This is a genomic window from Metabacillus bambusae, assembly GCF_017497975.1.
Lineage (GTDB): Bacteria > Bacillota > Bacilli > Bacillales > Bacillaceae > Metabacillus > Metabacillus bambusae.
Genome location: NZ_JAGDEL010000021.1, coordinates 86,348 through 101,140, shown reverse-complemented (window position 1 = coordinate 101,140; position 14,793 = coordinate 86,348). Strand labels below are relative to the sequence as shown.

12 protein-coding genes and 1 riboswitch are annotated in these 14,793 nt (G+C 35.9%); of the genes, 1 reads left to right on the top strand and 11 read right to left on the bottom strand.

The annotated features are described in order from the left end of the window. Positions 1-26 precede the first annotated feature (26 nt). Entirely contained in the window at positions 27-635 is a 609-nt protein-coding gene (locus I7822_RS21965) for a succinate dehydrogenase cytochrome b558 subunit (RefSeq protein WP_207981209.1), read from the bottom strand. Between the two features lie 472 nt (positions 636-1,107). Between I7822_RS21965 and I7822_RS21960 the strand changes: the two genes are divergently transcribed. After that, on the top strand, positions 1,108-1,599 hold the full coding sequence (locus tag I7822_RS21960) for a YslB family protein (RefSeq protein ID WP_207981208.1): 492 nt from the start codon (positions 1,108-1,110) through the stop codon (positions 1,597-1,599). Positions 1,600-1,651: 52 nt separating this feature from the next. Here I7822_RS21960 and I7822_RS21955 read toward each other — a convergent pair whose 3' ends face one another. The 10 genes from I7822_RS21955 to I7822_RS21910 all read right to left on the bottom strand — a co-directional run bounded on the left by I7822_RS21955 (position 1,652) and on the right by I7822_RS21910 (position 14,706). Continuing rightward, entirely contained in the window at positions 1,652-2,881 is a 1,230-nt protein-coding gene (locus I7822_RS21955) for an aspartate kinase (RefSeq protein WP_207981207.1), read from the bottom strand. 194 nt (positions 2,882-3,075) lie between these two features. After that, a riboswitch (Lysine riboswitch) is annotated at positions 3,076-3,255 on the bottom strand. 166 nt (positions 3,256-3,421) lie between these two features. Further along, positions 3,422-5,194, bottom strand: coding sequence for an excinuclease ABC subunit UvrC (gene uvrC / locus I7822_RS21950; protein ID WP_207981206.1), 1,773 nt, complete (start codon positions 5,192-5,194; stop codon positions 3,422-3,424). Positions 5,195-5,513: 319 nt separating this feature from the next. Beyond that, the gene (trxA, locus tag I7822_RS21945; RefSeq protein ID WP_098795879.1) at positions 5,514-5,828 is read right to left on the bottom strand and encodes a thioredoxin; all 315 of its coding nucleotides are present in this window, start codon (positions 5,826-5,828) and stop codon (positions 5,514-5,516) included. Between the two features lie 195 nt (positions 5,829-6,023). Further along, entirely contained in the window at positions 6,024-7,001 is a 978-nt protein-coding gene (locus I7822_RS21940) for an electron transfer flavoprotein subunit alpha/FixB family protein (RefSeq protein ID WP_207981205.1), read from the bottom strand. A gap of 42 nt (positions 7,002-7,043) precedes the next feature. Beyond that, on the bottom strand, positions 7,044-7,817 hold the full coding sequence (locus I7822_RS21935) for an electron transfer flavoprotein subunit beta/FixA family protein (RefSeq protein WP_207981204.1): 774 nt from the start codon (positions 7,815-7,817) through the stop codon (positions 7,044-7,046). Positions 7,818-7,982: 165 nt separating this feature from the next. Then, the gene (locus tag I7822_RS21930; RefSeq protein WP_207981203.1) at positions 7,983-8,756 is read right to left on the bottom strand and encodes an enoyl-CoA hydratase; all 774 of its coding nucleotides are present in this window, start codon (positions 8,754-8,756) and stop codon (positions 7,983-7,985) included. Positions 8,757-8,997: 241 nt separating this feature from the next. Continuing rightward, positions 8,998-9,594 (bottom strand): fatty acid metabolism transcriptional regulator FadR, encoded by a 597-nt coding sequence (gene fadR / locus I7822_RS21925; protein WP_207981202.1) that lies wholly within the window; start codon positions 9,592-9,594, stop codon positions 8,998-9,000. Between the two features lie 179 nt (positions 9,595-9,773). Further along, on the bottom strand, positions 9,774-11,456 hold the full coding sequence (locus tag I7822_RS21920) for an AMP-binding protein (protein WP_372442202.1): 1,683 nt from the start codon (positions 11,454-11,456) through the stop codon (positions 9,774-9,776). Positions 11,457-11,925: 469 nt separating this feature from the next. Continuing rightward, positions 11,926-12,330, bottom strand: coding sequence for a DUF350 domain-containing protein (locus I7822_RS21915; protein ID WP_207981200.1), 405 nt, complete (start codon positions 12,328-12,330; stop codon positions 11,926-11,928). 15 nt (positions 12,331-12,345) lie between these two features. Continuing rightward, the gene (locus I7822_RS21910) at positions 12,346-14,706 is read right to left on the bottom strand and encodes an endonuclease MutS2 (protein WP_207981199.1); all 2,361 of its coding nucleotides are present in this window, start codon (positions 14,704-14,706) and stop codon (positions 12,346-12,348) included. Positions 14,707-14,793: the final 87 nt, after the last annotated feature.

Genomic DNA, 14,793 nt, shown 5'->3' with positions numbered 1-14,793 from the left:
CACTCCTTTTAATAGCTATTGCTGGATTAGACGAATGCAAATATTGCCCGAACTCCTACGATTGATAACGCTAAAAAGATCGCAAGCGTTACATAGGTAGAAATCACTTGTGAGCGTGGAGTAACGGTAATTCCCCAGCTAACCGCAAATGACCATAATCCGTTAGCAAAATGGAATACGGTTGAAATAACTCCAATTAAATAGAATGCTAGCATAAAAGGACTGCTTAAAATTGAAGCCATCATGTCATAGTTTACCTGTGCCCCAAGTGCAGCTGCTATTCTCGTTTCCCAAACGTGCCAAGCAATAAAAATGAATGTAATTATACCTGTTACACGCTGTAGCATAAATAGCCAGTTACGAAGGAAACCATAATTACTTACATTGTTTTTAGCTGTAAAAGCAATGTAAACTCCGTAAATAGCATGGTATAAAATTGGTAGAAAGATAATTACCACTTCTAATACATAGCGAAAAGGAAGCATCTCCATAAAATGAGCTGCCTTGTTAAATGCCTCTGCACCTCTTGTTGCAAAGTGATTGACAACAAGATGCTGAATTAAAAAGAGGCCTACAGGAATTACCCCCAATAATGAGTGCAGTCTACGATTCACAAACTCTCTGTTTCCAGCCATTAAACTTACCCCCTAGTTTCAATATTGCGCCCAGTTTTTTTAACTCAACTTTTTCATTTTTCACCTAATTATCTTTTCCTGATAAAGTTAAACTTTAATCAATAGAGGTCACCATTGATTGTATGTAAAACATAATGGGCTTTAAAAGGCAGACAAAAATTAATTTCTGCCACCTTACTCAAGATAAAATGTGACAAATACATTTTACTCCCATAACGTATGAGCGTCAAGAAAACGTGTTCATAAATTTTAATTTTTCGACAAATCCTACTTTCCTTTAATTTTATTTTATCAATATAGTGCCAAATTCAACATTACCTTTTATTTATTTAACTATCATTACTGATAAATATGAATATTAATAACACATTGCCCCTACTATTTATTAAAATTTAACCCTCTTTTACTTAATATTACATGTTTTTCACTACACTTCTTGTTATATAATAAACCATAGAAAGAGGGGAATACCGTGAATAAACAATTAGTACTCGTTAATATCGAAGAATTAAAGGATATCCAAGCACCAGCATTCGGTTTAGAAATACTAAGAGAGGTCTTGATCCCAGATATTCTTGGGTCTGATCATCCTCAAATGCTGTATTGGGCTGGAAAAGGATTAGCTCGTAGATACCCTGTTGAATCTATTGAAGAAATTTCCACATTTTTTGAAGCTGCCGGATGGGGAAATCTCACTTTACTACAGAACAAAAAGAATGAGATGGAATTCGAGCTAGGTGGAGAGCTCATTTCAATCAGACTAAAAAAGACAAATGAATGTACCTTTCAGTTAGAAGCTGGTTTTATTGCTGAACAGCTACAATCGATGAACAAGTACATAACCGAAACATACGAACAAGTAAAAAAACGCGCTAATAAAGTGGTTTTTACAGCGCAATGGGACCAAAAAGACCAAATACTAGATGAACCTTCTCTAGGAAAACGCCGTGCACGGAAAAGTTAAAACTACGAAGGGTGACTCAATCCATTTAGTCACCCTTCGTAGTTTTTTATTATTATACCTTTGTAACCTCTTTAGAAAGTTCGAATGCACTGTGAAGAATATCAACCGCGGTCACCATATCCTCGGCGGATAAAACTGTTGAAACTTTTATTTCAGATGTGCTAACCATTTTAACTTCGATTCCTTCGTTAGCTAATACTTCGAACATTTCTGCAGCAACACCTGGGTTTGACACCATACCAGAACCTACAATGGATACTTTTGCTAGACCAGATTCAGATTCAATTTTTTCATAATTCAACACAGACTTATGTTGCTCAAGGATTGAAATTGTTTCCTCAAGATCACCTGTTTTGACAGAAAATGAGATCGATGTTTTATTATCACTTGTTGTACTTTGAATGATTATATCAACATTTAAGCCCTGCTTAGCTAATGTTGAGAAAATAGTAGAAAGTGTCGTCAATTCATTTCTTAGCCCTAAAACTGAGACTCTTGTTACTTGATCTTCAAATGCAATCCCTCTCACAACTAAGTTTTGCTCCATTTTTGTTTCCTCCTCAATGATCGTACCTCGTTCATTTTCCATGCTTGAACGAACTTCTAACGGAATGCTGTAATTTTTCGCAAATTCTACTGCACGTGGATGTAAAACACCTGCTCCTAAATTAGCTAGCTCTAGCATTTCATCATAAGAAATTGCTTCAAGCTTACGAGCGCCTTTTATATATCTTGGATCTGTTGTATACACACCAGTTACATCGGTATATATATCACATTTATCAGCTTTTAAGGCTGCTGCAAGAGCAACTGCTGTCGTATCTGAGCCACCTCTGCCAAGAGTTGTTATTTGTTGGTCGTCTGAAAAGCCCTGAAAGCCTGCAACAACGACAATTTTACCATCACTTAATTCTTTCTTTATAGAGTCAGGGTTTATATTTGTAATTCTAGCGTTGCCGTGTCTTGCTTCTGTTTGAATTCCTGCTTGCCAACCAGTAAATGAAATAGCATCGTGTCCCTTTTCCTTTAATGCCATCGCTAACAATGATATTGTCACTTGTTCACCGGTTGTAAGAAGCATATCCATCTCCCGCTTACTAGGTTTATCAGTAATTTGTCCTGCTAGACCAACAAGCTGATCGGTTGACTTCCCCATTGCTGACACAACGACAACTATTTGATTCCCGTTTTCTTTTTCTTGAATGACACGGTTTGCTACATTTAGAATTCTTTCAACAGTACCTACTGATGTACCACCAAATTTTTGAACGATAATACCCAAATTAATCTCACCCTTCTGTTAATTTTCAATGATCGAACCTTGTCTGCTAGAAGGTTAGAGCAACTATTCAATTAGTAACTTTTGTGCTTTGCAAGATGTTTCGTACTGATTGGATAGCTTCGAATGCAAATAAAAAAGCAATGAGACGAAAAACATCCCATTGCTTACTAAACGAAAAAAAAATTCGTTTCTTACAATGAGATAGCTCTCCAAGAAATAGATTTCTTGACAATTTTACATCTCTTAAATGTAAAACCAGCAACTAAAGCAAATGGTGCTTTACTCACTTCGGCGAACATTCCTTTCACCAGCTATCATTGGAGACCATACTCCTCAAACAGGCTACTCTTAAAGTTCGCACCTCTACCATCATTTAACAAACTAACGATCAATTATGAAATTATTTAAAATTTTACCAAACTTTTAAGAAAAGCGCAAGAGACTTATTCAGTTCAGACAAATAAGCTACATATATTGCCTTCACTATTACTCGAGTAGTAATCACCAAATAGAGAACATGTACTTTAAAATTAATAAATTTTAATTTTTTAAGTGATCAAAGATTTGCTTGGCAATATTTTCAGGCATGCCTGCTTCTCTAAATTGTTCAACACTAGCTTCTTTCATCTTCTTTAATGACCCGAAGTGTTTAAGAAGCGATTTCTTTCTTTGAGCACCTACACCAGGAATATCATCTAAAATCGATTGGAGTGCATTTTTACCACGTAATTGACGATGGAAGGTAATCGCAAAACGATGGACCTCATCCTGAATTCTTTGTAAAAGATAAAATTCCTGACTATTTCTCTCAAGTTGGATAAATGCAGGGGGGGAACCGATTATTAGTTCAGAGGTTCGATGTTTATCATCCTTTACAAGACCTGCAACAGGAATATCTAATGCTAATTCATTTTCCAATACATCTTGGGCAGCAGCTAAATGTCCTTTTCCTCCATCAATGATTACTAAATCTGGTAATGGAAGGTCATCCTTCAGAACGCGACTATAACGTCTTCTAACCACTTCTCTCATCGATTCATAGTCATCAGGACCTTGAACACTTTTAATTTTATATTTACGGTAATGTTTTTTTGCAGGTTTTCCATCTTCAAACACAACCATTGCAGATACAGGGTCTGTACCTTGGATATTTGAGTTATCAAAGGCTTCTATACGAAGTGGTGTTTGAATCCCAAGCTTATCTCCAAGATTTTCAACAGCTTTTATTGTTCTTTCTTCGTCCCTTTCGATCAATGAAAATTTTTCATTTAACGCGATTTTTGCGTTTTTATGTGCTAATAAAATTAAATCTTTCTTTTTGCCACGTTTAGGTTGAAGAGTAGTTACGTCTAAAAGCTTTTCAACTAAATCAAACTCAATGCTATCAGGTAATAAAATTTCTTTTGGTACAAAATGATTTGCTTTTGAATAAAATTGTCCTAAAAACGTTAAAAATTCCTGTTCGGGGCTATCGTAAATTGGAAACATTGATACATCTCTTTCGATTAGCTTTCCTTGGCGAATAAAAAAGACTTGTACACACATCCAACCTTTATCATATGCATATCCAAATACGTCACGATCGACATGGTCATTTAATGTCATTTTTTGCTTTTCCATGGTAGCTTCAATATGGAGAATCTGATCTCGAAATTCTTTTGCACGCTCAAATTCTAATTCCTCTGATGCTTTCATCATTCTATCAGATAGTTCTTCTTTTATCTTTTTATATCCACCATTTAAAAACTTTGTAATTTCCTCTACCATGTGACGATTCGTTTCGACTGATACATCATTTACACATGGTGCTAGGCATTGTCCCATGTGATAATAAAGACACACTCGATCAGGTAATGTGGAACATTTTCTAAGCGGATATAATCGATCCAGGAGCTTAATTGTTTCACGAGCAGATTGAACATTAGGGTATGGTCCAAAGTATTTGCCTTTGTCCTTTTTAACCTGTCTTGTAACGAGTAAACGTGGATGACGCTCGCTCGTAATTTTAATAAATGGATAAGTTTTATCATCCTTTAACATCACATTATATTTTGGATCATACTTTTTAATAAGATTTAATTCTAGTATTAATGCTTCTAAGTTGGACGATGTCACGATATATTCAAAATCAACAATTTCATTTACTAATCGTAATGTTTTTCCGTCATGCGAACCTGTAAAATAGGATCGTACTCTTGTTTTTAATACCTTCGCCTTACCTACATAAATTACTATCCCTTGGCGATCCTTCATAATATAGCAACCAGGCTGATCAGGAAGAAGTGCAAGCTTTTCCTTTATTTGATCCTTCATAGCAAACACTCCTTACTAAATGTTAAAAGTTAAAGTTACTCTCTTAAATAGGCAGTAATCCCCCACATTAATGAGTAGCATTAAAATAGCGGATTACTGTCCATTATAAACTAAACTAATTTTACCATGTCTCCATACTTTCGTCCCATGTTAAATAGTCGTATTACATACAATCATTTCCTGAGCAATTAGTGTTTCATAATTTAGAAAGTGAATAATTAGTAAAACTTAGCTTATCACCTTAGGAGAAACAATACATTCTAATAAATGGATACTTTAAGGGTATAAAAAAAGGACTGACAAAAGTCAATCCAAAATTTTATACATGTTTGTTTAATACTTCAGCAAGTGCTTCTTTTGGTTGATATCCTACAGCTTTATCAACAACTTCACCATCTTTAAGTACGAGTAATGTTGGGATACTCATAACGCCGAATTTACCAGCAGTTTCTTGGTTTTCGTCAACGTCAACTTTAACAATTTTAACTTTGTCGCCCATATCTGAATCAAGTTCTTCTAGAACTGGAGCTATCATTTTACAAGGTCCGCACCATGGTGCCCAAAAATCGACTAGTACGACACCTTCGTTTGTTTCATTTGAAAATGTTTGATCTGTTACATTTGTTATTGCCATTGTAATTCCTCCTAATTTGTAGGGTTAAATATGTTTAAAGTATAGCACTCACTTTTAAAGTAAGCTAACAATATGCTTCACTAATACTTTTCCCAATGTTTCTATAACAAAACATGGTTTGTTTTCTCATGAAAATTTTAGCTATGTAATGGATATTAAAAAGAAAAAGCACGCATGTTCAGCGTGCTTTAGAAATTAAGCATGTATTTTTAGCTTTTTAAACTCCTCCGTTAAAAGTGGTACTACCTCAAATAGGTCACCTACGATACCGTAGTCAGCAACTTTAAAAATATTTGCTTCAGGATCTTTATTAATTGCAACAATAACTTTAGAGTTTGACATACCAGCTAAGTGTTGGATTGCTCCTGAGATACCACATGCAATGTATAAATCTGGTGTTACAACCTTACCTGTTTGGCCGATTTGTAACGAATAATCACAGTATTCCGCATCACAAGCCCCACGGGATGCTCCAACCGCACCACCTAAAACATTTGCTAATTCTTTTAGAGGTTCAAAGCCATTTTCACTTTTCACCCCACGGCCACCAGCAATAACAACCTTGGCTTCTGATAAATCAACTCCTTCAGAAGCTTTCCGTACAACTTCCTTTACGATTGTCCGTAAATCTTTAATTGTTACGGATAATGCGGTTATATCTCCACTTCTTGCTTCATCTTTTGCTAGTGGAGTAATATTATTAGGTCGAATCGTGGCAAAAATAATTCCTCCAGTAACAATTTTTTTCTCAAATGCTTTTCCTGAATAGATTGGACGAGTAAATACAACATTTCCACCTGTCACTTCAATTGCCGTGGTATCAGAAATTAATCCTGAGTTTAATTTTGCGGCAATTTTAGGAGATAAATCTTTCCCAAGTGCGGTGTGACCAAACACGATTCCTTCTGGTCTTTCTTCTTGAATAACAGCCAATACTGCTTGGGAGTATCCATCTGGTGTATATATGTTAAGCTTTGCATCCTCTACCGTCACAACTCGATCTGCACCATAATGAATCAATTGTGATGATAATGAACTGATGTTCTCACCCACTAATACCGCAACAACTTCTCCCCCTTCAGAAATTGTTTTTCCTGCTGCAATTGCTTCAAATGAAACATTACGTAAAGCTTGATCACGAACCTCACCTAATACAAGTACTTTTCTAGCCATGATTATTTCCCCCTGTTCAAATAATTGTCCGCTTTCTCCCAGTTAAACAACCTTTGCTTCGTTCCGAAGAAGTGAAACTAATTCTTTAACCTGATCATCAAGATCTCCTTGCAACACTTTTCCGGCCTCTTTTTTCGGAGGTAAGTAGATTTCAATTGTTTTCGTTTTTGCTTCTACATCATCTTCATCTAAATCAAGATCATCTAATTCAAGCTCATCAAGTGGTTTTTTCTTAGCTTTCATAATACCTGGTAATGAAGGATAACGCGGTTCATTTAAGCCCTGTTGCGCTGTGACCAATAACGGTAAAGTTGCTTCAATAACCTCTGAATCCCCTTCAACATCACGAACAATTGTTGCTTTAGCACCATCAATATCAAGTTTTGTAATCGTTGTCACATAAGCAATATCTAATAATTCCGCTAGACGAGGTCCTACCTGCCCTGATCCACCATCAATTGCCACATTTCCACCTATGATGATGTCTACATCTTGCTCCTTAAAATATTCTGCCAGTATTTTAGAAGTAGTATATTGATCTCCATCTTCTAAATCATCTTCCGTATTAATTAATACTGCTTTATCACAGCCCATTGCTAAAGCGGTACGTAATTCTTTTTCAGACTCTTCCCCACCAATTGTGACAACGGTAACCTCTCCGCCATTTTTATCACGTAATTGAATTGCTTCTTCAATTGCATATTCATCATAAGGATTAATGATAAATTCTGCACCGTCCTCATTAATTTGACCATTTTGAATAGCGATTTTTTCTTCCGTATCAAATGTTCTTTTCATCATTACAAAGATATTCATTTCCCATTCCCCCATGTTTCGCTAAGTATTTTTATTATGAAGGTAAGCTGTTAAACAAACTTAACTCAGTTATTTGTATAAAAATAATTGAGTACCAAAAAAATGTCTGTTCCACCTATCTTTCTCAATTTCCCCTTCATTTTTGATAGTGGAGTAAGTACGGACTTATTTGCCTGTAAAAGTTGGCTTTCTTTTTTCGATAAATGCTGAAATCCCCTCTTTTGCATCAGCACTTTCAAAAATCTCACCAAACCATCCTGCCTCCTGCTGAATACCAGCCTCATAAGCCGGTGTCTTTGCGGCATTTAGAAGTGAAATAACAGCTTTTACAGTAAGTGGACTTTTTTGTGCAAACTTAGCTGCTAGCTTTCTCGCTTCCTCTATTATCGATTCTTCCGGATACGAGTGGTTTGCTAGTCCGAGCTGCACTGCTTCTGCCCCTGAGATCGGTTCACTTGTTAGCATCATTTCTAATGCACGCCCTGTTCCAACATACTTTGGTAATCTTTGTGTCCCACCAAAACCAGGAATAATACCAAGCTGTAATTCAGGTAAACCCAATTTTGCGTCCTCTGTAACAAGCCTAAGATGGCAAGACATCGCAAGTTCTAAGCCGCCACCTAATGCAGCACCATGAATAGCAGCAATAACGGGCTTATTAAATGTTTCAATTCGCTCAAACAATTGCTGCCCCCGCTCAGCTAATGAAGAAAATTCTTTGCTTGAAGGAACACCAACGAATTCCTTAATATCTGCCCCTGCTGAGAAAAATCTTCCTTCACCATGTAAAACAATCACTCTGACATCCTCATCTGTTTCCAGTTGATCAAGTAAGGTTGAAAGCTCCTTTAAAACATTTGAAGATAATGCGTTTGCTGGTGCATGATTAATTGAAATATCAGCGATGAAATTTTCCTTCTTAAGCGTTAAAAAGTCCATTTAATTACCCCCTCGTAACATTTTTTCTCTATGAAGGAAACGGGAAGACCCGCTTTGCCTAGTTTTATTAATAAGATTAGTATTAAAAATGACCAGGAAAGCAAAACTGTACAATGAGCTTGCTTCACCCCTAGCATTCATACACCTAAGGGTTTGATATAATGTATGTTTAGATATCGGTGAAAAAGTACTTTCGTAAGTAAAGGTTTTTTCTCCTCTATTCGAAAAAGTTTACTTTTACCTATAGTCTTTCATTAGATTTAGTAAATCCATAAACAAATAAATCATGAACCTGTTTTGCTTGTTTTGTTAAGTCGTATTTTTGATCATTCATTACCCATGTTGTGACGGTTTCATCAATAGTTCCAAAAATCATTTGTCTTGCTAGACGTTGATCTAAGCTTTCTCTAAATTCTCCGGTTTCCTTGCCTGCTGTGATAATTTTATCAACTACATTGAAATAACCTTTTAACACTTCGTTAATTCTTAGACGTAATTCTTTATTCGATTGTCTAAGCTCTAGCTGTGTAACAATGGCTAAATGATGATCTTCAGCAAGCAATGAAAAATGTGTCTCAATTAATGTAAATAACTTTTCTGCAGCTGTTTCCACAGAGCGGATTTCTTCTTCTATTTTTTCAATGAAGACTCCCATTTTTTCTTGAAAAAGCGAAACAAGTATATCTTCTTTGTTTTTGAAGTATAAATAGATTGTCCCATCGGCAACACCCGCTTGTTTTGCAATCTTTGAAACCTGTGCTTGATGATAGCCATTTTCAGCAATTACAATAACTGCTGCATCTATTATTTGTTTATATTTTGGTTTTTTCTGTTTCAATGTCGACTCCCCTTCTGAGAATGAATGAATAGTCATTCATGTTTCAATCTTAATTTTTCCTCTTCATTATGTCAAGCCTCATTTCATCATTTTTCTTCTTTTTCATTGTAAGACTAGAGGTGGACTCAATAGGAGTCCACCTGCCAACTCTTTGCTTAAAATTAATAAGGACAAAAATATCATTTCGCATCTTTCAATTTTTCCTTTTCTTCCTCTATTAATGCACGTCTCAAAATTTTTCCTACCGCTGTTTTTGGTAACTCATCTCTAAACTCATAAATACGAGGTACTTTGTACGCTGCTAGGTGCTTCCGTGCATATTCATTAAATTCCTCTATTGTTGCATCTTGATGCTCCTTTAACACAATATAAGCCTTTACCGTTTCACCTCGATAAGGATCTGGAATACCTGCAACAACGACTTCTTGAACTTTTTCATGTTCATATAGGACTTCTTCTATTTCACGTGGATAAATATTATATCCACCAGCAATGATCATATCCTTTTTACGATCGACAACGTAGAAAAACCCTTCATCATCCATATAACCAATATCACCTGTAAGCAACCAACCATTTTTAAGGATAGCTTCGGTTTCCTCTTTATTATTCCAGTATCCCTTCATTACTTGAGGTCCACGAATGATTATTTCCCCTAACTCATTTGTATCAGCGACACCGCCATTTTCATACGAAAATATCGCTGCATCAGTATTTGGCCATGGAACACCAATACTACCAGTTTTTCTTTTATCCCATAAAAAGTTTGCATGTGTTACCGGAGAAGCTTCTGACAAACCGTATCCTTCTACTAGACGTCCACCTGTCACTCTCTCAAATTGCTCTTGGACTTCAACTGGAAGTGGTGCTGAACCACTAATACAGCAATCAATTGATGAAAGATCATATTTTTGAATGTCAGGATGATTTAATAAAGCTATATAAATGGTTGGAGCACCTGGAAAAAGAGTAGGTTTTAATTTCACAATCGTTTTTAATGTATCTGTTGCATCAAATTTCGGTAAGAGAATCATTTTAAATGCCTGCATTACAGATAAATTCATTACTATTGTCATTCCATAAACATGGAAAAATGGAACGATTCCTAATAATGATTCTTCTCCTCTTCTACATTTATACAACCAGGATGCACACATTTGTGTATTCGCAACAATATTTTTATGCGAGAGCATGACTCCCTTCGGAAAGCCCGTTGTCCCTCCCGTATATTGAAGTAAGGCAATATCCTCTGAGGGGTTAATATCCGGTAAATCTATATTTGGCTCAGCTAAAGACATAATCTGCTTAAATAAATGTGTATCACCTTGATGCTCAACTTTTACAACTATTTGATTTTGCTTCTTTTGCACAAAAGGGTATAAAAGATTTTTAGGAAATGGTAAAAAATCTTTTATACTTGTAACAATTATATGCTTTAATTTTGTTAACGCTTTCATTTTAGAAGCTTTCGGATATAGTAAATCAAGGGTTAGCATAAATGTAGACTTACTATCCTTTAACTGATATTCAAGTTCTCTCTCCATATAAAGTGGATTTGTTTGAACTACGATCCCTCCTGCAAATAGCACACCATAATATGAAATAACAGCTTGTGGACAGTTTGGTAACATAATGGACACACGATCGCCTTTTTGTAAGCCAAGCGATTGTAAATAGTTAGCTAGCTTGAGGGATTGATTATAAAGTTCAGAATAAGAAAGTTCTTTCCCCAGGAAATGAATGGCTGTTTTTGTTGGGAATTCATCTGCGGCCTGCTGTAAATATTCGTATAGCGGTTTTTCATCAATGGTTATTTCGTGAGGGACTTCTGTTGGATAATGATGTAGCCAAGGTTTTTGAATTTCCATCTTCTTCTCCTCCTACTTAGACTATACTTTTTAGAATGAACCAGCTATATGGATGTGCGACACTCTGTTTTTTTAGAGGGGGGTAGACTAGAAATCTATAAATAGGAATGTATTCATTTGGAGTATTTGTTCGGAGTCACTCTTCCCCTATACCTTCATATAAGAAAGTATAGCAGATTTTCTTATTTTCAGAAATATAAAATATTTTCAAATAATATTTGACAAGCCTTTATGTATTAAAAAGTGATATTTCCTTATATAAACTGGGTGAAATTTGCAAACGAAAAAAGTCTGACAAATTACATGCCAGACTACATAAGTTTATTTATATTTACAATTTAGCTTTTGGATGCTTTTTTCGAATGGTATATTAAAAAAACACTAAATAAATAATCCCGATCAAAATAAACAACCCACATAACCCAAACAAAACTTTAGCTAAAGTCTCCAACTCACACTCTCCTTATATCCCTGCTCCAATGACAAACGATAAACCCACTGATATAACTAGTGAGATAAAGCCAACCGCACGATTGTCCTTTTGTATTTCTTCATCAATTCTGAACTTTGGTGTCATAAACTCATAAATAAAGTAGCCTAAAAGCAGGAGAATAAACCCAAAAAGTCCAGATCCCATCATTTCCAATAAGCTATCATGTTGGTTAATTGAAAATCTAAAAATATTTGCAATACCAAAGATTTTTCCGCCTGTTGCCATTGCTACAGCCATATTTCCATTTTGAATTTCTTCCCAATTTTTATATCTTGTCACAAGTTCAAATATCGTTAAAAACACAATAATACAAAGTACTACAACACTATAGTAAGCAGCAATTTGGACTAATTCATTTTCCCAGAATCCTTTCATCACATCTTCTCCCCGCTATTTGAGTTCGACAATGGTTACTCCAGACCCACCTTCACCTGCTTCTCCAAATCGGGTGTTTTTAACACTTCGATGGCTTTTGAGTAATTCTTTTACACCTGTCCTAAGAGCTCCTGTACCTTTACCATGAATAATAGATACTCTAGGGTAACCAGCTAATACAGCATCGTCTAGGTATTTTTCTACTCTAAGTAGTGCATTTTCAAAGCGTTCACCACGTAAATCTAATTCAAGAGAAACATGATAATCCTTTCCTTTCACTGTTGCTAAAGGTCTTTCATGCACCTCTTGTTTTGGTCTCTTTATATATTGAAGATCTTTTTCTTTTACTTTCATTTTCATGATGCCCATTTGAACCTGCCACTCATTATCACTTACTTTTTCAATTAAATGACCTTTTTGGTCAAAGCTTATCACTTTTACTTCATCCCCAGGTAAAAAGGATTGCTTTGCTGGTTCTCTCTTTTCAACTTTTTTGCTTTTCTCAAATGCTGGAATTACATCCTCCAAGCGTTTTCTTGCATCAATGAGCTCATGCTCTTTTACTTGTGCATTGTGATCTTTTCTTAACTTCCTTAATTCATGGATAATCTTTTCTGCTTCTTGGCGTGCTTCCTCAACCTTTTCTTCAGCTTTGCGTTCTGCTTTTTCATACAAAGCATCACGTTCCTGATTAAACTCAATAATTTGTTGTTGGAGCTCTTTATGAAGCTGTTCAGCTTCCTTGCGAATTTTTTCCGCTTCGATCAACTCATGCTCAGCTGATTTTTTACTAGTTTCTAATGAAGCAATCATCGTATCTACCTCATTACGTTCATCACTCATTTGCGCCCTTGCCATATTTATGACATGTTCTTGCAAGCCCAGTCTCTTTGAAATTTCAAATGCATTACTCCGACCAGGTACACCAATTAATAGCTTATAAGTAGGACTTAATGTTGTAATATCAAACTCAACGCTTGCATTGATAACACCAGTTCGATTATATCCATATGCCTTAAGCTCAGGATAATGAGTGGTCGCAACAACCCGTGCTCCTCTGTTATATACTTCATCAAGGATTGAAATAGCTAGTGCTGCACCTTCCTGAGGATCGGTACCTGCTCCAAGTTCATCAAAAAGCACTAAGCTTTTTTCATCAACCTTATCAAGAATATCAACAATATTAACCATATGCGATGAAAACGTACTCAAGCTCTGCTCGATTGATTGTTCATCACCAATATCAGCATAAACAGCATCGAACACAGCGATTTCAGAACCATCAAGAACTGGAATTTGCAAGCCAGCCTGTGCCATTAATGTACATAGACCCAACGTTTTTAACGCAACTGTTTTACCACCTGTATTTGGACCTGTGATCACGATTGTTGTAAAGTCTGTTCCAAGCTCAATATCGTTTGGAACAACCTCATCTTCGGGTAAAAGTGGATGCCGTGCCTTAAACATTCGTACAACACCCTTGTTATTGACAGCAGGCTTAATTCCTTTAATTTGTTTTGCATATCTTGCCTTCGTAAACATGAAATCCATTTCTGCTAAGCAATAAACATTTTGTAAAATATCTTGACTATTCTCAGCAACCTCTTCAGATAAAAGCCTTAAAATCCGTTCAATTTCAACCTTTTCCTTAACTTTTGCTTGTTGTAGGATGTTATTCATATCAACGATCACCTGTGGTTCAATAAAAAGTGTAGCACCTGAGCTTGATTGATCATGTACAATTCCCCCATATGAACCACGATATTCCTGTTTAACTGGTAAAACAAAGCGATCATTTCTTATCGTAATAATGGCATCAGAAAGCATTTTTGTAGCAGAAGATGAACGAATCATTGATTCCAACTTATCTCTAACTCTTGCTTCTGTTGTGCGAAGCTGCTGACGAATGCCCTTTAATGTGTCACTTGCACTATCTAAAACATAACCATTATCATCGATACATTGTGAGATGCTTTTTTCAAGGTCTATTAAAAGAACAATTTTTTCAGCAAGCTGTGGTAAGTGGTGTAATTCAATATCTTCTTCAACCATTTTTTCAATAAAGCGTTTCATATTTCGCCCAGCATAAAGTGTTCCGGCCACTTCGATTAATTCAGAAGCACTTAGTAAACCTCCGATTTTTGCACGCTTAACGGTTGCTCTAACATCCACTAATCCACCAAGTGGTGCATTGCCTTTTAAGCGTAACACCTTTGAAGCCTCATCTGTCTGCTCTTGAGCTGTTATCACTTCTTCATAATGACTTGAGGGTATTAACGCTTTTGCTTTTTCTTTCCCTAATGAGGAAGATGCATGCTTAACAAGCTGCACTTTAACTTTTTCAAATTCTAATACATGAAATACTTTCTGCTGCAAACCTTAAACCTCCTAATTAGAAAAGCGCAAGCGCCTTGTTCAGCCCCGGGCAATAAGACGCAATTGAATAGAAGACGTTCTTTGTCT

Excerpts from the sequence above, each read along its gene's own strand:
- I7822_RS21965 (WP_207981209.1), bottom strand. The coding sequence starts at position 635 with ATGGCTGGAAACAGAGAGTTTGTGAATCGTAGACTGCACTCATTATTG.
- uvrC (WP_207981206.1), bottom strand. The coding sequence starts at position 5,194 with ATGAAGGATCAAATAAAGGAAAAGCTTGCACTTCTTCCTGATCAGCCT.
- trxA (WP_098795879.1), bottom strand. The coding sequence starts at position 5,828 with ATGGCAATAACAAATGTAACAGATCAAACATTTTCAAATGAAACAAAC.
- I7822_RS21940 (WP_207981205.1), bottom strand. The coding sequence starts at position 7,001 with ATGGCTAGAAAAGTACTTGTATTAGGTGAGGTTCGTGATCAAGCTTTA.
- I7822_RS21935 (WP_207981204.1), bottom strand. The coding sequence starts at position 7,817 with ATGAATATCTTTGTAATGATGAAAAGAACATTTGATACGGAAGAAAAA.
- I7822_RS21930 (WP_207981203.1), bottom strand. The coding sequence starts at position 8,756 with ATGGACTTTTTAACGCTTAAGAAGGAAAATTTCATCGCTGATATTTCA.
- I7822_RS21915 (WP_207981200.1), bottom strand. The coding sequence starts at position 12,330 with ATGAAAGGATTCTGGGAAAATGAATTAGTCCAAATTGCTGCTTACTAT.